We start from the raw sequence: 18,913 nt of genomic DNA on the forward strand, positions 1-18,913 counted from the left end.
CTCTACACGTTTTATTCTAAGGTTTTCTCCTTGCTCTGATTCACCCGTTTTTCAGGTGTGTCTCCTGTTGTTTTTTCATAGTGTTCTGTTTCTTGGCCCATGCCTTTTAAGAACTGCATGAGAATGGTAACTGCTTTGTTGATCTCTGGATCTTTTAGGGAACGTACTAAATCGAAGTAGCTTGTTTTTTCATCCGTATCTTTGTATTCAGCCACTCGGGCAATCCCTGCATCAATTTTTAATAGGAAAGGTTCAAGCTGCTTTACATTGATCATACCTAAAGTTCCTAAGAGCAAGAGAAGATTCTTTAGTGTGTTTGTGTTCTCAGGCTTGTCTATCGCTTTCACAGCAATATCCATCACCTTATCACCTTGTCCGAACAAACCATTTAAAAGAGGGAGAATTCCTTTTTCGTTCATATGGTTCATGATCTCTAGTGTTTGCAGAATCGCGGTCTTGTTCTGAATAAGAGCATCTTCTACTTCTCGGAGGTCATTAGAACGTTTCTCTTCAGCTGTTATCTTTTGTTTTTGAACGTTTTTAATCGCTTTAGCCATGTTGATTTCTCTCCTTTTTCACAGCATCGCCTGGGAAAATATAATCCTTTCTTGCCCATTTCTTCTCTACGTTAACTCCTACTTGAGGTTGTGGATTACCATACCTGAAATTTGTTTTTGGCAACGGATTCACACCCTCTTCCATCAAGATCTCAAGTTTTGCACTTGTCTCTTTGTATGCGGGTGTATCTGTATCTTTATCTGAATAACTGCTCGTAAGTAGATTAATAGCCGCTTCTCCACTATCGTTCATAGGAAGATATACTTCTTTACCTTTAACACGATCTGTTATTAAACAATGCACTTTTACATTTCCATACGGTGAAGATAATCTTACTAGTGTCCCATCCTTTATTCCTCGATCTTCAGCTAGTTCAGGTGAGATCTCAAGAAAAGTGTTAGGCGTCTTGGATGTAATGCCTTCTGACTGATATGTCATATTTCCCTCATGAAAATGTTCTAAAAGGCGTCCATTGTTAACATGAATATCATATTCTTCACCGAATTCTACTGGTTCTGTCCAATTTACTGGAAAAAGTCGCGCTTTCTTATCTTCAAACGGAAATCCATCTTTGAAAAGAATAGGTGTATCTGTTCCGTCCTCAGCCACTGGCCATTGAAGGCTTTTGTACCCTTCTAATCTTTCATAGGATACTCCGGCAAATAGCGGCGCTAGTTGAGCAGCTTCTTCCATAATGTCACTCGGATGTTTGTAATCCCATCCAGCTCCAAGTCGATTTGCAATATCACGGATTATCTCCCAATCTGGTTTAGAATCTCCAAGTGGCTCTAGCACCTGATACAATCGTTGTATTCTTCTCTCCGTGTTTGTAAAAGTACCTTCTTTTTCGAGACTTGGACTTGCTGGGAGAACAACGTCAGCAAACTGAGCAGTTCTTGTAAGAAATAAATCTTGAACCACAAAAAAATCTAGTTCCTCATAAGCAGCATGAACATGGTTTATGTTTGAGTCAACGATTCCCATGTCTTCTCCCTTTAAATACATCGCTTTTACATGGCCATCATGGATGCCTTGTACCATTTCATGATTATTAAGACCAGGTTCTTCTGGAATCTTTACACCCCACGCATTCTCATACTTTTCTCTTACCTTGATGTCTGCCACTTTCTCATATGATGGAAAACGATCTGGCATGCTACCGAAGTCACTGGCTCCTTGAACATTGTTATGTCCCCGTAATGGATAAGAGCCTACACCTTCTCGTCCATAGTTTCCTGTTACTAAAAGTAAATTGGATATGGCGGTACTCGTATCACTTCCACCCGTATGTTGAGTAACTCCCATTGCCCAGAGAACACAAACACTTTTTGATTCTGAAATGGTTTTCGCTAACTGGATAAGGATATCTCCAGAAAGTCCTGTTACTCTTTCTGCATATTTTAATGTGAATTTTTCAAGGTTCTCTCTAAAATCATCTAATCCATTCACATGGTTTTGCAAAAAATCATAATCCGCTAATCCTTCATCCAAAATATACTTCGTAACGGCAGAAAGCCACACGAGATCCGAACCAGCCTTTGGCTGAATAAATAGGTCAGCACGCTCAGCCATCTCATGTTTTCGAAGGTCAGCAACGATTAGTTTTTGGTTGTGTAGTTTATGTGAGCGCTTAACACGCGTCGCCAAGACGGGATGAGATTCTGATGTGTTCGAGCCAATCACGATAACAAGCTCTGACTTTTCAATATCCTTAATAGACCCCGAATCCCCGCCATGACCTACAGTTCGAAATAGTCCCATAGTGGCAGGAGTCTGACAATAACGCGAACAGTTATCGATATTATTTGTTCCTATAACACTACGTGCCAACTTTTGCATCAAATAGGATTCTTCATTCGTACATTTAGATGAACTAATGAACGTTAATGCTTGCGCGCCATTCTTTTCCTTAATCTCAGTAAATTTAGAAGCAATTAAGTTATACGCTTCGTCCCAAGTGGCTTCCCTAAACACATCACCTTCACGAATTAAAGGTTTGGTCAATCGTTCTTCACTGTTAACGAAATCCCAACCAAATTTTCCTTTAATACACGTGGATATCCCGTTTGCCGGTGCATCAATCTGTGGATCTACTTTTAATATTTCTCTTCCTTTTGTCCACACATCAAAACTGCATCCCACGCCGCAGTAAGTGCAAACGGTCTTTGTTTTCTTTATTCTTTGTTCTCTCATCGCAGCTTCCATATCGGAGATAGCGAGTATGGAGCCATAACCCGTCTCAACGCCTTTTGTGATCTCAATCATCGGACGGAGTGTCTCTCGATTAATTCCCGTCATATAACCCGTTTCACCCTCCATGCCTTTTTCCATCATGGCATTACATGGGCAAACTGTAGAGCAATGACCACATGATACACATGAAGATTCATTGATCGGTACATCTTTGTCCCAAATGACTCTTGGCCGCTCTCGTTCCCAATCTATTGTGAGTGTCTCTGTTACTTGTACATCTTGACAAGCTTCTACACATCGCCCACACAATATGCATTGATCAGGATCGTATCTATAAAATGGGTTTGAGTTATCTACTTCATATGGCTTGTGTTCAAAAGGAATGCTCTGGTGGTTGATCTTCATTTCTTTAACTGTGTTATGTACTTCACAACCGCCATTGTTATAATCACAAACTGTACAATATAACTCATGATTAAAAAGAATTCTATCCATTCCGATCACTTGAGCTTCTCTTACCTCATCAGAATTTGTATCAATGTCATCTCCGTCATTAACTGTCGTGGAACACGCTCTAACAAACTCACCATTCACATTAACGATACATGTATCACAGGTTTCAATTGGTCCTAGGCTCGGATGATAACAAACATGAGGGATTTGATCTGGAGATCCATCTAGCAGATTTAATACGGTTTCTCCACTACTAGCACTTCTTTTTGTTCCGTTTATTCTAATCGTTAAATCTTTCAAATGACCTTCACCCTTTCCTAAGGTAAACATACAAAACATTCTGACATCTCAAACATCCGTTTCCCTAATCGTTATTTCCTTAAACAAATGCTTTTTTCATTCCTTGACAGATAAAGAGACACTCTTTATGAGTGCCTCCTTGTTTAGTCATCTAAATCAATCTCAATAAGATCATAAGAAGTAAAAATCCCTAATGGCTTTTCATTCTCACTTCCATTTAAAGTAATAATGATTGCCTCAAGCTTTTTCCCTTCCTTATGAATGCTTTCAAAGATCTCTTCAGCTTTAAAGATACTAGAAGTTTTAGAAATAAAAGCAACCAGCTGTTTTTGCTCATTGTCTGCAATATCAGATATTCTTGCATTGTTTAGATCGATTACTTGATCGGCCAGCCGGTCAGTTAACCAATTCAATAAGTATGTAGCCGTTAAAAGCCAAAGGTACTCTCCTTTTTCATTATAAATAGGAAAACGTGAATACGATGTTTTTCTAATACAGCTTAAAACATCTTCAAGACGGTCACTTTCTTTAAAATGATGGACCTTTTTTGTTGCAATGTTCAACGCTGTTTCAGGTTTCATAAAATAACCTGCTATTTTTTCTATTCTCTCTACGATCTCTAAATGAGGTTCAGCAATGTAAAAATCATGATCAACTTTTTCATGGACTATAGCATTTCTAAGCTTCGCGAACTGACCCAGCTCATTATAAAAAGATCTGATAAGAGAATGCTTTTTCATTCCTGTTTCCACCAGGTTTTTAAACCGATCATCTTTCGTATCTTTAACTTTGTCGATTAAACATTTGTGTATCTGGTTAAAGGCGATCTCAAAGCGTTCTGAAAGACTGTTTTCTGTATTTGATTTTATATGAGTTACGTTCATGGATTGATCTCTCCTTCTATCTATCAATACCATTTTACTACCCAATTTTTTAACAACTTCAAACTAAAATTTCTAGTGAATATGTAAGGTTATGGAGAGTGCTCATGCTAACATTTTGTTAATCCTTTATAAAGTTTTGAGCAGAATAAAAACGAACCCAGAATGGATTCGTATGTTAATTTTATTCACTTTCAGGAAAACGAGGTAACGGGTCGTTAAACTCACCCCAATCTTCGTTATTCATTTCAGAGTCAGTTAATAAGCAATGATCTAACTGTTCTAACAGTTGTTCTTTGTTATAATCAATTCCTATAAACACTAGTTCAGTAATTCGATCACCATATTCTTCATCCCAGTTTGGATTATGACTCTTTTCTTCTTCTACTATTTCTTCTTGTTCTTCTTTCTTCAGTGCTGCCACCCATTGACCTGCTGGCTGGAAGATAATACTCGTACCTGCTTGACTTAACAAAATTGCCCAATCGTTTCGAGAGGCTACCCAAATAAATCCTTTTGCTCGAACAATTTCAGCTGGCCAATTCTCTAAAAAAGTAAAAAGTCTTGCTGGGTGAAAAGGTCTTTTCTTTCGGTATACAAAAGAAGAGATTCCATACTCATCGGTTTCTGGAATATGATCTGTTTCAAGCTCTTTCATCCATCCTGCTGATTCACTTGCCTTCTCGAAATCAAAAAGACCTGTAGATAGAATGTCTTTCGGATCTATTTTACCGAATTCTGTTTCAATTAGTATTGCTTGTGGTTGTAATTTTTTCAATACTCTTTTGAGTTCTTCTCGGTCCTCTTTCTTCAATAGATCACACTTATTTAAAACTAAAACATCACAAAATTCTATCTGATCAATTATCAGATCTACCACTTCTCTCTTATCGGTCTCATCTAATGCTGCTTGTCGATCCCATAAGCTTTCTCCGGATGAAAAATCGTTCCAGAATCGATTTCCATCAACTACTGTTACCATCGTATCTAACTTGCATAGAGAAGCAAGATCTACACCTGATTCTTCATCTAGATAAGTGAAAGTTTGTGCAACTGGAATCGGCTCACTTATACCCGTTGATTCTATGAGAATATAATCAATATCACCGTTTTTTACGATTCTTTCTACTTCTATCAGTAGATCCTCTCTTAGGGTGCAGCAAATACAGCCATTTGTCATCTCTACGAGTTTTTCTTCTGTTCTAGATAACTGCGTCTCATTTTTTATCAATGCAGCATCAATATTGATCTCACTCATGTCATTAACGATAACAGCAACTTTTAATCCGTCTCTATTTGATAAGACATGGTTCATTAATGTGGTTTTACCTGCTCCTAAAAATCCACTCAACACGGTAACTGGAACTCGTTTTGTCAGTGTATGTAACATGTATGAAACTCCTTTTAAATCGTAATGATTACGATTAATATCGTAGATCAGGTTTCAAAACAAGTCAAGGCTTAAATGCTTACGTTCTTACTTTTCTCATGTTTATGAATAAAAAAGCACAAAAAAAAGACGTGTGTTCACTACGATACACGTCTTTTTCTTAAAAATCGTTCCATTCAATTTTTCCGCATTTGTTTTCTGGATCAAGTTCAATAGCAAAATTATGCTTCTCATAAAAATGGATAAGCCGCTCTACATGTCCCCAATCTCTTTTTGCAATATCGCCTTTGATTGTTGGAATATTCTTATCTGATGCCGTCTCTTTCAAATAATGCATACAGATTGAGCCGTAACCTTTGTTAGCAGGTCCTTTAATATCACCAATATGCAGAGTGTTTTCATCTTCATAAACTGCATCAATTGAAAAGTCCCATCCATCATACCTTGATTCACAGTCATTAATCATAATTTTACATTGATCCAATTGTTCAGATTTATATACGATCACAAGGTTATCGTCCTTTGTTTGATCCACACCGATCACATCATAACTTTTAGCAATTTGCTTCATATCGTTCTGCATACGCAATAATTGAAACTCGAGTTCGTTGCGATCGAGTTTTGTTTCTTTGTCTTGTTCTTGTCCAAGCAATAGCATTTAATCTAATCTCTCCCCTACAACAAGCTGAAACACACACAGTTTCTCATTGTACTAGAGGTGAATAGATATTTCAAATGTATTTTATTACCACTTAGGCTCGATTAAATAGAATTCTGTTTGCCTGCCTGTAAAAAATTGCATTTTTCCTTCTATAAAACAAACCGTCTCTTCTAGATAGATTGGAACAGCTTTGTTCCATTCAGGTATGAAATGTCTAATGTTAAATTCTAGTGCATAGCATGTGTTATTCTCAATCCTTAGCTCTCCCCGAACAGGAATATATTCTTGTTTATCATACAGTCCGATAATCGGTCCTGCTCCATGACAATGATAGCCGATCGGATGTGAATAAAGCATGGCGTCCATATGATTTAGTTTTGCTTTTTTTAGTACACTTAAAAAAACTTCATTACCCGTCATTCCTACTTTACTTTCTTCAAAGAAAAAATCTTCAAATTTGTTCGCCTCACTTAATGCGTTTATTAGCCCTGCAGGAGGTTCTTTTTCGTTATCTCTAAGAACATAAGCTAATTGTTGTGTATCTGTGCAAAGACCTAGATATTCAATGCCAAAGTCAAGATGTAGAATATCGCCTGGACGTATAACGTCTTCCAATCGGTCTGAAGATCCATCTTTTCTTTGAATATCTACAGTAGGATGAAAGGATGTTTTCAACCCTAGATCTCTAACGTATTGTCTGATCCACCCAACTATTTCTTTTGTTGAGGTTACATGAGGTTTGATTAGTTCGTTCGTAAACGTTTGTTTCACAATTTCTTTTGTTATGCCTTCTAATGTTTTATACGAATTAAGTTCAGACTCTGTCCTTGTTTGAAACCAGTCAATTGCAATGGATTCAGATGACATCAATTTTTCTTTATGTCGCTTCCCTAAGACTTTCACTAATTCCTCATAATTTGAGTGACTTAATCCATCACAAAAAGCATAATGCAATGAAGTATTAATTGCTATGGATTCAGGGTCGTATTTATCAACCAATCGTTTTAAACCGGTAAAAGAGTCTTCACTATCTCTCAGTGGGAAGCATGAGTAATAAGGTTCGAAGTTTTTGTTTGAAGAGATAACAAACCGTTTAATTTCGTCAGAATGGATATCCTTAACAAATGCAAGTATGGTTAGTCTTCTTGAACTATCGATCGAAGATGGAAAGAAAGTTTTCCCTATTGGATCTTCCTTGTATTCTTTGCCGATTGTTACCCACATATCAACGTTATGCTTCTTCATTAAAAAAGGCAATAAATGCTCTAGCCTTTCAAAAAGCCACTGATCCATAATCTTTTCTTGTTCTGATAATGATAGAATTTGATTTGCATTTTGTTCTGTATGTAATGTCACATTAATCTCTCCTTGTTCTGCTATATGCTTATCTTTCTCTTTCAATGTTTAAAGTCCTTCGAGGTCTTGTTTCCTTTTTTTTGCATATGAATAAAAGGACAACGTGTACAAGGAGATGCACTCATCGTATGAATATATTTTTTAGAGGAGTATTGCTGCTTGCTGCTGCTGCATTAGTTGGTGAAAGTCTAGAATTCATTGTGAACATGGTGTTAGCAAGAGAACTAGGTGAATTAGGACTCGGGCATTATATGTCGATCTTTCCAACGGTCATCTTAATCATTATTGTAGCGAGTTTGGAATTACCGATCTCCATTTCAAAGTTCGTTGCAGAAAAAGAGGAGAAACAACACTATAGCATGTTGAAACATGCTACAAAGATGACTATATTGTTGACTGTAGCTATGATTGTGCTCGCTTTAGTGATCCTGCCTTTCATACCCGTATTCAATAGTTATCATCCTTTAGTTAGATGGCTTATGGTCATATTAATCCCTTTAATCTCCCTAACATCTATTGCTAGAGGGTTCTTTATGGGTAAACAACAGATGGGCAAACTGGCATTCTCAAACTTATTTCGGAAATTAGCTCAGCTCATCTTATTAACAGGCATCTATCAATTGTTCTCGTTTGATAATGAAACGGCAATCCTTATAGCCCTAGCAACTTTTGTAGGCAGTGAACTCATCGTTTTCGTCTATCTCTTCACGGCTTATTTAATTCAATACAAAAGAATGCAAAATCACAACAATGAACATCTTTCATCAAACGAAGTGACTAGGAGCCTTATGGCTGTAACCATTCCTACTACTGGCTTACGTCTGTTTCATGCTGTTACAAACGCCATACAGCCGTTTTTGATCAAATATTCACTGTCACTTGCAGGGTTTTCAGGAGTTGCCGCAACAGAAGAGTTTGGTTTATTAGCAGGTGTAGCAATATCAATTGGCTTCTTCCCAGCATTTATTGCTCACTCTCTTTTAGTCGTCTTAATACCCACAGTTTCAGAAGCTACGGCTAAAAAAGATGTAGAAAAATTAAAAAGCCTTCTTATTCGTGTAATGGGCATAACTGCATTATACGGTTTTCCAGCTGTTGCAATCTTCTTAATGTTTTCAGAAAAACTTACCTTAATGTTCTTTCATTCACAATCCGCAGCTACGTATTTAGAATTGTTGTGGCCAAGTTTTTTATTTACTTTTTTCCTAATACCTCTCCAAGCTTATCTGATCGGTCTAGGCTTAATTACAACAGCATTTGTTCAGTCGGTTTGGTCAACAACGTTATCGTTTGTCCTTATGTACATGTTAGGGTCACAACCATCATTAGGGATGCATGGCATCATCATTGGTATGAATGCAGGTTCCGTGCTATTGATGCTTCTTCATTACTTCTCTGTATGTAAAGCGATCGGAATCAACACGTGGTTAAGTGCACGAAATAACTATCAAGATTAAAAAAGCGCTTAAGCGGGATATGCTTCTCGCTTAAGCGCTTTAGTCTTAACTACACACTTGTTGAAATGGTTTGTGCTAAATAAGACTGAACACAGTACTGTGATTGTTCTTGTTTTTTGAAGACCCATTGTGAAGGTATTCGAGAACGAAGAAAATCGAGTTGTTCATCTGAGAGGTTCATGTCTATACCAGATTCATTCATTAAAAAGTCTTCGTTTTCTTTCAGTTTATATTTGGTCTGCAATAAGTTCAACAATCCTCTAATTGTTATAAATTTAAAGGTATAACCCGATGTAATCGCAGAAACAACAGTTTCCCGGTTTTGTTCTGCAAACTCAAAAAAGAAAGTCCAGCTTGATTCTTCTTTCCCAACATGCCGGAGTGCTTCGTAATCCTTAGTTTCAATCACTTCTAGTAGTCTTTCCCCCGAAACACCACCTGCTAATGCTGACTCCATCAACAAACCTACCGGCATCGATAACTTAACCATTCGTAACTCTCCCTCTAAAGTTCCTATTTCATTGCTGTTTCTCCATTTTTTCTAGTGACAGCTCTCCAAATTATAAAGATCAAAAGTAAAATAGCTAGTGAAAAACTCGTATACGTGAGAACGTCTATCTCACCCTTATGTCTAACACCTATTCCGATATAAGCCCAAACAAAGACGAGCGGATAAATGATATCTTTGTTTTGAATCGTAAAAAAGATCGCCAATCCCGTACCAACAATAAGCATGATCACTGTCCAAGTAACAGATGAAAGTCCAAAACCATTCCAACCGCCATACTTTAACACGACCGCTGTATTTACGATTGTTGCCACACTGATCCATCCTAGATAGACCGAGAATGGAAGTCGAACGAACGAAGACTGGTTATCTTGATTTTGGATCTTCGTATAGATCATGATGAGTGACAATAAGAGACCGATCATCACAATCCAAGATAAACCTAGAAGTTCATAATGCCAAACAAATATCCATGTACAATTTAAGATACAGTTCAAAACGAACCATAAGCCGATGCTTTTATACACGGTCTCATTTCGGTTCTTAGGCATCACTTGAATGATCACCCAGATCGTTAATAGCAAATATATGAGTCCCCATATGGAAAATACATAACCTGCTGGAGTGATCAACACATTGTACTTTGCTGATAACTCTCCGGTTGTTCTTCCATTCAAAGGTAATGCATTGGCCAAATAATTAACAAAGATTACTGCGGCGAGTGCTGCGATATTCAGAAAAGCTCTAATTGTTGCTGACATGAAGGTTCCCTCCTTTGGATATATAGTTTCATATATACCCAAATTAGAGTGGAATTATGAGGAAAAGGCAATCTAAGTTAGATTACCTTACCATTCTTAACTGCTAAATGCTTGTGTCCCAATATCCGCTTCACGTTTAAACAACCTGCTGTATACGCCATTATCAGACTTCAGCAATTCATCATGAACTCCGTCCTCGATCATTACTCCGTTTTCTATGACAATAATTCGATTGGCAGCTAAGACGGTTGAAAGTCTATGCGAAATAATAATGAGCGTTTGTTTTGATTTTCTTTTATTGATCGCTTCGTTGACTTGTACTTCTGTGATGGGATCTAAGGCAGAGCTCGCTTCATCAAGAACTAAAATAGACGCATCTTTTACAAGAGCTCTTGCTAATGAAAGCCTTTGCTTCTGTCCTCCTGATAATAGACTCCCTCTTTCTCCAACTAGCGTGTTGAGTCCATCCGGAAGAGTAAGTAAGAATTCACCGAGACCGCTGTCTTCGAGTGCACTTATCAATTCATCATCAGTTGCTTCAGGATTGGCGATTCGTAAGTTATCAGCTAAAGAACCATTTCGAAGCTGTACATCTTGTGAAACGATCGCAACTTGTGAGCGAAGCCACCCTGCATCAATTTTTGATACGTTTTTTCCGTCAATAAAGATGGCCCCACTCTCAGGCTCATACAATCGCAGTAATAGATCTACAACAGTCGATTTACCAGATCCGCTCGGCCCTACAAGTGCTACTGCTTCTCCGGATTTTACGGAAAATGATAACCCTTTTAAAACTTTATCGTCTTTTTCAGGATAACCGAATGCTATATCCCTAAATTCAATTTCCCCTTCAATTTGTTGTGGAATGAATCCTTTTTCTGTTTCAGCACTTGATACTTCTTGGCTGAGTAAAAGTTCAGAGCGATCTAATGCAGGACCGGTCCTTCTTACTGAAAGCCAGTTTCTTAACATTCTCTGCATCTCATTAGCAGCAATTGCCACAAGACCTGCAGCAGTAAGCATCTGACCAGCTGTTAATTTATCGTTCCAGATTAAGTATGCGCTAAGACCATAAACGACTGCTAATGCAAGTCCATTGTAGCTTCCGATTACCACGATGGATTGCATCCTTGCTTTTAATTCATGACGAGATTCTTTTATGAATGATTTTCTAATCTCAGCAACACTTGAAACCTCACCATCGGAAACGCCCAAAACTCGTGAAAGATGGATACCGGTTACAGACTCACGAAGTCTCTCAAGATAACGAGAAGCTTCTTTTCTGGCATTCGCCGAAGATTGTCGTGTGCGTTGACCGACAGCGTTTGATGTTAAATAAAAGATAACACCCAACACAACACTCGTAATCATTAAATAAGGATGAATCCACAAAAGTACGATGCTGTATAAAATAACACCTTGTACAGATGCCATAAAGGTTGACCCTTCCCAAGCCAAGAAATTATGGAGTGTATCCGGATCATCAGAAACACGAGCCATCATCTCACCAGATTGGTTGTTTTGATAAAAGGAAAAAGGTAAGTTTTGCAGATGTTTAAACAGTCTTAACTTTTGCCAGTTCGTTACGGTCTTCGCGACCTGGTGACAAAAATACTCATCGATAACCATCAGGATTAAATCAGCAACTGCGGCAAAGATCAATAGCCACATCAATCCCCATAATAGTTGATTGGACTCACCTGGTAGAATTTTATCCACAAGCCAACCGAGTGCAAGCGTCGGAATTAGCGCGGAAAATACTTGAGATATAGCGATAACAAACGCATCAGCAAATACCCATTTTTTATGTGGTTTTAAAAAGGCTAGAACGCGTCTGCCATCTCGATTTTTTTGTTTCAAATTCGTTTGGCTCATATCGCTCTCTCCTTTTCTAATTCACTGTATTGCGCCATATAAAGTTCGTAATATTGTCCTCGCTCTGCAAGAAGTTCATCATGAGTACCCGATTCTGCTACTACACCTTTGTCTAGGAGTACGATTCTATCTGCATCCCTAACGGTGATCAGCCGGTGTGCAATCGTGATTGTCGTTCTGCCTGGTATGAGTTCATCAAGAGCAGACTGAACGCGTTCTTCTGTTTCCCCATCGAGTGAAGAAGTTGCTTCATCAAAGATTAATAGAGCAGGATGTCGAAGAATAGCTCTTGCAAGAGCAACGCGTTGTCTTTGTCCACCAGAAAGCTTAAGTCCACGCTCACCAACAATTGTTTCATAGCCTTCTGGTAAGGCGGCTACAAAATCTGTAAGTCCTGAAGCATCACATGCCGCATCTAAATCGGCTTGTGTTGCATCTTTTCTTCCATATAATAAGTTCATCCTCAGTGTGTTGTTAAGAAGAAACGTTTCCTGAGAGACGACTCCTACTTGCTGACGAAAAGAATTTCTATTGAACTCAAACAGGTTTTGTTGGTCGATTTCAATAGAACCTGCTTCGGGTTCATAAAGACCAAGCAGCAATTGAATAAGTGTTGATTTTCCACCACCGCTCGTACCAACGATTCCAATATGCTGCCCAGCTTTCATATTCAGTGAAACGCCTTTTAACACATATTCTTCTTTACCTGGATAACGAAACCAAAGATTATCAACATCAATATCCCCACGAATCGGTTGCATGTTTGGTAGGTCATCTTCATGTTCTTTAGGTAAGTCAAAATATTCATAGATTCGTTGAAGAGCAGGGATAGCTTGCTGAATGATCAATGCGTTCTCAGCGAGTGAACGAATGGGAAAAAACATCGTAGGAATAAACCCTAAACAAGCAACAAGTGTTCCTACCGAAATGGTATTATTCCAGACCGCCATTCCTCCAACAAGCATTACTACTCCGGGTGTAGCAATATTGAATAGATTACCAAGACGCCAGTTTACTTTTCCGATCAAAGCAGCACGTATGGAATAATCCTTCCAATCTGTTAGCTTTTTATCTTGTGTATGTATTTCTCTTTCTTGTGTTTGAAAAGTACGAACTAGTCTTGTTGATTCGATGCTTTCTTGAAGGTGGTGATAAATATCTGCACGCATATCCCTCTGAACAGCACTCATTTTTCTCATAGTCGTTCCGAGTTTAAAGGATGGGTACAGATAGATAGCGAATACACAGAACATAACTATAGCTACTGGCCAGTATAGAGCAAACACTGCAATAAAGGCCGCGACCGCACTCACTACTTGTTGTACGAATCGAGGTACGACCGTATTATTTAAGTTCTGTACAGCTTCTACGTCGTGAGTGAGACGATATAGCATATCTCCACGAGGTGTAGTCGTGAAGAATGACATTGGTGTTTTATGCAACCGTCCAAATGCACGCATCTGCATATCTGTGATAACATCTAAACCGATCTGAATTTGAATAAATTCTTGTAAGGATTCAAATATCACCTTAAATAAAAACGAGAAAAGAACCCCTGCCACTAACCAACCGATCATATCCGTCATCTCATTCGGCAGAATCTCATCAACAAGCTTTCCTGCTAGTATGGGTGGGATTACCGTAAAGGCGCCACCGATCAACGAACAGATAAAAGCAAGAAGAAGTCCCCTCCAATAAGGCTTAAAGTGCTTTAATGTTTCTCTTAAAAGCTTCATATTTCATTTCCCCCTCTCGCTTTCAAGCACTTTATTTTATACTAAATTCATAAAATTTTCATTATTTTTACTTGTTATTTTTTTGAAAATATAAGAATAAATTCATTGATATTTAGTTAGAACTATATTAAACATGAAAGATTTTTATTCAAATTTAATGTTTAACCAAAAAAATAACTTATTAAAGCAAAGAAGCACTTTAATAAGTCATTCTTGTTCGTTTATTGTAGTTCTACACGTTTGAGAGGTTTTTTCGCTGGCCCTTCAACGACTGAACCATCGTATGAAAAACGCGAACCGTGACAAGGACAATCCCATGTTCGATCACCGCTGTTCCACTCTGTCTCACAACCAAGATGTGTACAAGTCGTATCTACGATATGAAGTTCTCCGTTTTGATCTCGATAAGCCCCACATCTCTCTCCGTCAACCGTTACGGCACAACCTTCATCTTTATTTAAACTTCTTGGATGTTTTGACGGTTTGTCTAACTTCCCAGAAACAAAATGCTTAGCAACATCTGCGTTTTCCTTGATAAACTGTTTAATATCAGAGGGATCAGCTTGAAATCTTTGGGGCTTGTAGAGTTCAGCGAATTCATTCTTCCTACCTAAGATATGATCTCTAATGATTAAAGCAGCAAGTGTGCCTGTCGTCATTCCCCACTTTTTGTAACCTGTAGCCACAAGAATGTGATCATGCTTATGTGTAAGCTTTCCGATGAACGGTATTTTATCTAGTGTGATTAAATCCTGAGCAGACCAGCGATAAAGTACCCTATCTAAGTTTAACGATTTTTTCGCTTCTTTTAATAAAGCCTCATAGTGCTGATGAGTCGGGATTCCTTGTCCAGTTTGATGACTTTCTCCACTAAGCAGTACAATCTTTTCTCCATCTTGTAAGATAGACCGATAGGAAAATGAGGTTTGATCTACTCCCATATACATCCCATTTGGAAATGTATCTTGTGTTTTTACAGCCAATACATATGAACGCTCTGCCATCATTCTTGTAAAATAAAAACCCATTCCATCAAAAAACGGAAAATGTGTGCAACAAGCTACAAAGTCGGCAGTAATTTTGTGTCCGTTACTTGTTTGCACAATAGCTTTTTTGTGTTTCTCTTCTATAATATCTGTTGCTGTCGTGTTTTCGTAGACCTCAACACCTAGCGACTCCATTTCTTGTAATAATGCTGCTAAATATTTTACAGGGTGAAAATGCGCTTGATTTCTCATAACAAGTGCTTTTTTATGCGGTATGTTAAATGGAATTTGTTCGACCAACTCACCATCGATCTCTAACTGTTGATAAGCATCAGCTTCTTTGTTAAGCTTTTTGATGCCTTCCTCAGTGTTTGCATATAGAAATGCATCGTGTTTCTCAAAGTTACAATGAATATTGTTTTGTTTAACAAGATTCTCAATAAACTGTTTAGCTTGTTCATTTGATTCATAATACTGACGTGCTCTTTCTAACCCTATATGTGAAATAAGGTGATCATAGATAACATCATGTTGAGAAGTGATCTTTGCTGTTGTATGACCAGTTGTTCCATTAATTACTTTACCTGCCTCAATCAGTGTAACCTTTTTGCCTTCTTTCGCTAGAAGATAAGCTGTAGTAATACCGCTTATCCCCGCTCCTACAACCACTACTTCCGTTTGATTATCTTCATTCAATACAGAGTATGTAGGTAGATTTAATTGCTGCCTCCAAATCGGTTCTGGAAACTGCGGCATGTTATTTTCATAGTTACTCATAAGATCCCTCCTGTTTAGACACGTTTTCTCACCATTATTCCCCATACATTGAAAGAACAATCAGTAGAAAATGAATAAAAGAAGGCTCTTTTTAAAAGACTTTTTTCGAATATCTTGAAGCTTTTGGAAGTAGTCGATTTCGTTCCAGGTTGCTCGCTTTCCACGGGGCAGGCGGTGAGGCACATTCGTACGTTTCACGTATAAGTGTCTCACCTGTCTAGTTGCAGTGGCTAGCACCTCGAGGTCACGTCCCTTGAACGAAAACCAACACTATAAAACCAACAAAATATAACCAAAAAGAAACAGGCTATTTAAAATAACCTGTATATCAGTAGGATAGTTACATTTAAATGTCTAACCGCTTTTCAAGTGCATAATCAAAATTTCCACTATAACTCTCTAGGGTTCCCTCTTCTAACCAAATGGTACGTTCAAAGAGTTTGTTCATAAAGTATCGATCGTGTGAGACTGATAGAATTGTTCCATTAAACTCTTCTAGTGCTAGTTCTAAGGCTTCACGTGAATCAATATCTAAATGGTTTGTCGGTTCATCGAGTATTAAGAAATTAAATCCTTCATAAACAAGCTGTGCAAGTCTGAGTCGTGTTCGTTCTCCACCGCTAAGTTCATTTCCTTTTTTATAAACGGATGCGCCGTAAAACAAAAACTTTGCTAAGTGATGCCGAGCTTCTCCTTCTTCCATCGGTACTTTTTCTCTGAAGATATCAAGTACGGATTGAGTTGATTCAGCAATAAGGCCTTTTTGAGAAAGGTAACCGATTGAAACAGACGGTCCAAGCTTTATCGTGCCGCTGCAGTTTTCAAGAGTTTGCAAGGTCTCTAGCAGTGTTGTTTTTCCAGAACCGTTTTTACCAACGAGGGCTACTTTCTCACCATATCGTATCTGCAATTCGAGATTACTTAATATGGAGCGACCTTCGATTTCTTTACTAAGCCCTTTAATTACCGCTACATCTTGGCCACTTCTTTTGTTTACTGAAAATTCGAAAGCTGCTTTTTTACGTTCCAGTTTGGGGCGTTTCATACTCTGTATTCGTTGAAGGGCTTTCTCCATGTTCCTCGCTCTTTTGAAGAATTTTTCATTTCCTGAACGTGCTCCCCAATCTCTTAGTTGTTTGATCGACTCTTTAATCTTTTTAACTTTCTTTTGCTGTTCTTCATATTTCTCAAATTCTAGAAGAAGGTTATTCTCTTTTTCTTTGACAAAACCTGAGTAACTTTGATGATATAAGGTACATTCACCATCTTCTATATCAATCGTCTTTGATGTAACTCTATCTAAAAAGTAGCGATCATGACTGATAATAATTACGGAACCCTTATATTTTTGAAGATAATTTTCTAACCAATTCATTGTTTCGATGTCAAGATGATTGGTAGGTTCGTCTAAGAGTAAAAGCTCAGGCTCTTTTAATAACAAACAAGCTAGACCCACCTTCGTTTGTTCTCCTCCACTTAGTTGCTTAAAAAGGTGTTGAGAGAGTTGAGTTAGACCTAAACCAGCCAGAACGCCATTTATCTTCGACTCAATCGCATAACCACCAAGCTCTTCAAATTCTTCTTGCAGTCTGTAGAGCTTATTCAGATTTTTGTCTAATCGGTGTGTTTGATCTGGATCACTTAACAATGCATTAACATGTTGAATTTTAAATTCGATCTCATTGATTTCTTGAAAGGCTGCAGAAACCACATCATGTACCCTCATATTCTCCGTATGCTCAGGAAGTTGTTCTAAATATCCGATTTCTGCATCCTTCCTGATGGCTATAGAACCTGAGTCCGGATGGTCAATCCCGCTTAGCAGCTTAAACAGAGTCGTTTTTCCTGAACCATTTTGTCCGACTATACCTACTCGGTCTTGTTCGTGAATTTCAAAAGATATGTTTTTTAGTATTTCATTTCCGCCATACATTTTCTTAACTTTATGAACAGTGCATATAATCATTTCATTTTCTCCTTTTAATCCAATGCCACTGCCCTTTTTTGTATACAAAAAAACCATGAGCAACATACCTGCCCATGGTTACTAACAATAAAAAAAGGATAGGGTAAGGTTACTTTGTGATGTACTTTAATGTTTTAACTGAAAATGGACAGACTCCGCCAATTTTAGAAAATACATAAGTAATTGCACGGAAAACAACCAACCAGTTAAACATTTGTACACCTTTAAGCATGCCTTACACCTCCTTTTAAAAATTTATTAAATATTCTAGTAATAGTATATGGTATTATTGCTTAATATGCAATTAGTAATAAAGTTGAGTAAAAAGAAAGGTTATTTGCTTTTTTTGTCGAAATAGTTTTAAATATTTATATTATTCTGAAAAGGGTGTGTCTTATGAAAGTAAAATCCAACTATCTAACTAAATCTAAAGTAACGTATGTAACAGAGAACATGTCAATCAGCGAAGCTCGATATACTATTATCCAATCAGGGTATCGCTGCATACCCGTTTTGGATGAATCAGAACAAAAATTTGTAGGTCTTCTTTTTAAAGAGACTACTTCTGATTATATTATTGATAATGTTGGATCAGTGAAAGACCATGTTAGTAGAATTGTAGAGGAGAAAGACGCTTTTATTCATGAGAATACAGCTTATTTCAAAGTGCTCTTCACGATTAGACGCTTACCTTTTATGGCTGTGGTCGATGATGATCATAACTTCTTAGGAATCATTACTCACTCAAAAGTAATGGATATACTAGAAGATTCTTATGGCATTAAGAAAGGTGGTTATTCTTTAACGGTTTCAACCACAGAAGGAAAAGGTTCGTTAAGAAAGCTATTTACAGCTATTCATGAAGAATACAATATTGAAGGTGTTTTTACCCAAGACGCGGGTAAGCAATTTCTTCGCAGAGTTGTTATCACTTTCAATGAAAGTGTATCGCGTGAAGAGATCGATGAACTTGTTCACCGAGTAGAAGCGAATGGATTCAAGGTGGCAGACATTGAAGATCTAAGAACATTTTCAAGTGTTCAATAATACAAAAA

At 37.7% G+C, this 18,913-nt stretch carries 16 protein-coding genes; 2 read left to right on the forward strand and 14 right to left on the reverse strand.

Annotated features, from left to right (window positions below; genetic code table 11):
• Nucleotides 1-11: 11 nt before the first annotated feature.
• The 6 genes from IHV12_RS12040 to IHV12_RS23085 all read right to left on the reverse strand — a co-directional run bounded on the left by IHV12_RS12040 (nucleotide 12) and on the right by IHV12_RS23085 (nucleotide 7,792).
• The gene (locus IHV12_RS12040) at nucleotides 12-557 is read right to left on the reverse strand and encodes a DUF1641 domain-containing protein (RefSeq protein ID WP_197191041.1); all 546 of its coding nucleotides are present in this window, start codon (nucleotides 555-557) and stop codon (nucleotides 12-14) included.
• Nucleotides 550-3,534, reverse strand: coding sequence for a formate dehydrogenase subunit alpha (fdhF, locus tag IHV12_RS12045; protein ID WP_197191042.1), 2,985 nt, complete (start codon nucleotides 3,532-3,534; stop codon nucleotides 550-552). The genes IHV12_RS12040 and fdhF overlap by 8 nt, the downstream gene beginning before the upstream one ends.
• Nucleotides 3,535-3,647: 113 nt before the next feature.
• Nucleotides 3,648-4,388, reverse strand: a complete 741-nt coding sequence (locus IHV12_RS12050) for a CBS domain-containing protein (RefSeq protein ID WP_197127920.1) — start codon at nucleotides 4,386-4,388, stop codon at nucleotides 3,648-3,650.
• A gap of 181 nt (nucleotides 4,389-4,569) precedes the next feature.
• Complete coding sequence (locus IHV12_RS12055) at nucleotides 4,570-5,775, reverse strand: GTP-binding protein (protein WP_197191043.1); 1,206 nt, start codon at nucleotides 5,773-5,775, stop codon at nucleotides 4,570-4,572.
• Nucleotides 5,776-5,935: 160 nt separating this feature from the next.
• Nucleotides 5,936-6,433: a hypothetical protein gene (locus IHV12_RS12060; RefSeq protein WP_197127918.1), complete on the reverse strand. Its 498-nt coding sequence runs from the start codon at nucleotides 6,431-6,433 to the stop codon at nucleotides 5,936-5,938.
• Between the two features lie 87 nt (nucleotides 6,434-6,520).
• Nucleotides 6,521-7,792 (reverse strand): M24 family metallopeptidase, encoded by a 1,272-nt coding sequence (locus tag IHV12_RS23085; protein WP_197191044.1) that lies wholly within the window; start codon nucleotides 7,790-7,792, stop codon nucleotides 6,521-6,523.
• 128 nt (nucleotides 7,793-7,920) lie between these two features.
• On the opposite strand from IHV12_RS23085, the gene IHV12_RS12070 reads away from it, so the two are divergent.
• Entirely contained in the window at nucleotides 7,921-9,249 is a 1,329-nt protein-coding gene (locus IHV12_RS12070; RefSeq protein ID WP_197127916.1) for an oligosaccharide flippase family protein, read from the forward strand.
• Between the two features lie 49 nt (nucleotides 9,250-9,298).
• On the opposite strand, the gene IHV12_RS12075 is transcribed toward IHV12_RS12070, so the two are convergent.
• From IHV12_RS12075 to IHV12_RS22895, 8 genes are all read right to left on the reverse strand, one after another.
• Nucleotides 9,299-9,739, reverse strand: coding sequence for a hypothetical protein (locus IHV12_RS12075; protein WP_197127915.1), 441 nt, complete (start codon nucleotides 9,737-9,739; stop codon nucleotides 9,299-9,301).
• Between the two features lie 23 nt (nucleotides 9,740-9,762).
• The gene (locus IHV12_RS12080) at nucleotides 9,763-10,518 is read right to left on the reverse strand and encodes a TspO/MBR family protein (protein WP_197191045.1); all 756 of its coding nucleotides are present in this window, start codon (nucleotides 10,516-10,518) and stop codon (nucleotides 9,763-9,765) included.
• Nucleotides 10,519-10,614: 96 nt separating this feature from the next.
• Entirely contained in the window at nucleotides 10,615-12,393 is a 1,779-nt protein-coding gene (locus IHV12_RS12085) for an ABC transporter ATP-binding protein (RefSeq protein WP_197191046.1), read from the reverse strand.
• Entirely contained in the window at nucleotides 12,390-14,129 is a 1,740-nt protein-coding gene (locus tag IHV12_RS12090) for an ABC transporter ATP-binding protein (RefSeq protein ID WP_197191047.1), read from the reverse strand. Before IHV12_RS12090 ends, IHV12_RS12085 begins: the two co-directional genes overlap by 4 nt.
• A 221-nt stretch (nucleotides 14,130-14,350) precedes the next feature.
• Nucleotides 14,351-15,892 (reverse strand): FAD-dependent oxidoreductase, encoded by a 1,542-nt coding sequence (locus tag IHV12_RS12095; RefSeq protein ID WP_197191048.1) that lies wholly within the window; start codon nucleotides 15,890-15,892, stop codon nucleotides 14,351-14,353.
• A gap of 60 nt (nucleotides 15,893-15,952) precedes the next feature.
• Nucleotides 15,953-16,090 (reverse strand): hypothetical protein, encoded by a 138-nt coding sequence (locus tag IHV12_RS12100; RefSeq protein ID WP_197191049.1) that lies wholly within the window; start codon nucleotides 16,088-16,090, stop codon nucleotides 15,953-15,955.
• A 148-nt stretch (nucleotides 16,091-16,238) separates the two neighbouring features.
• On the reverse strand, nucleotides 16,239-17,858 hold the full coding sequence (gene abc-f / locus IHV12_RS12105) for a ribosomal protection-like ABC-F family protein (RefSeq protein ID WP_197191050.1): 1,620 nt from the start codon (nucleotides 17,856-17,858) through the stop codon (nucleotides 16,239-16,241).
• A 109-nt stretch (nucleotides 17,859-17,967) separates the two neighbouring features.
• Nucleotides 17,968-18,090, reverse strand: a complete 123-nt coding sequence (locus IHV12_RS22895) for a hypothetical protein (protein WP_255520073.1) — start codon at nucleotides 18,088-18,090, stop codon at nucleotides 17,968-17,970.
• Between the two features lie 164 nt (nucleotides 18,091-18,254).
• On the opposite strand from IHV12_RS22895, the gene cbpA reads away from it, so the two are divergent.
• Entirely contained in the window at nucleotides 18,255-18,905 is a 651-nt protein-coding gene (gene cbpA / locus IHV12_RS12110) for a cyclic di-AMP binding protein CbpA (RefSeq protein ID WP_066394129.1), read from the forward strand.
• Nucleotides 18,906-18,913: the final 8 nt, after the last annotated feature.

It is taken from the genome of Fictibacillus sp. 7GRE50 (genome assembly GCF_015903875.1).
Taxonomy (GTDB): Bacteria; Bacillota; Bacilli; order Bacillales; family Fictibacillaceae; genus Fictibacillus; species Fictibacillus phosphorivorans.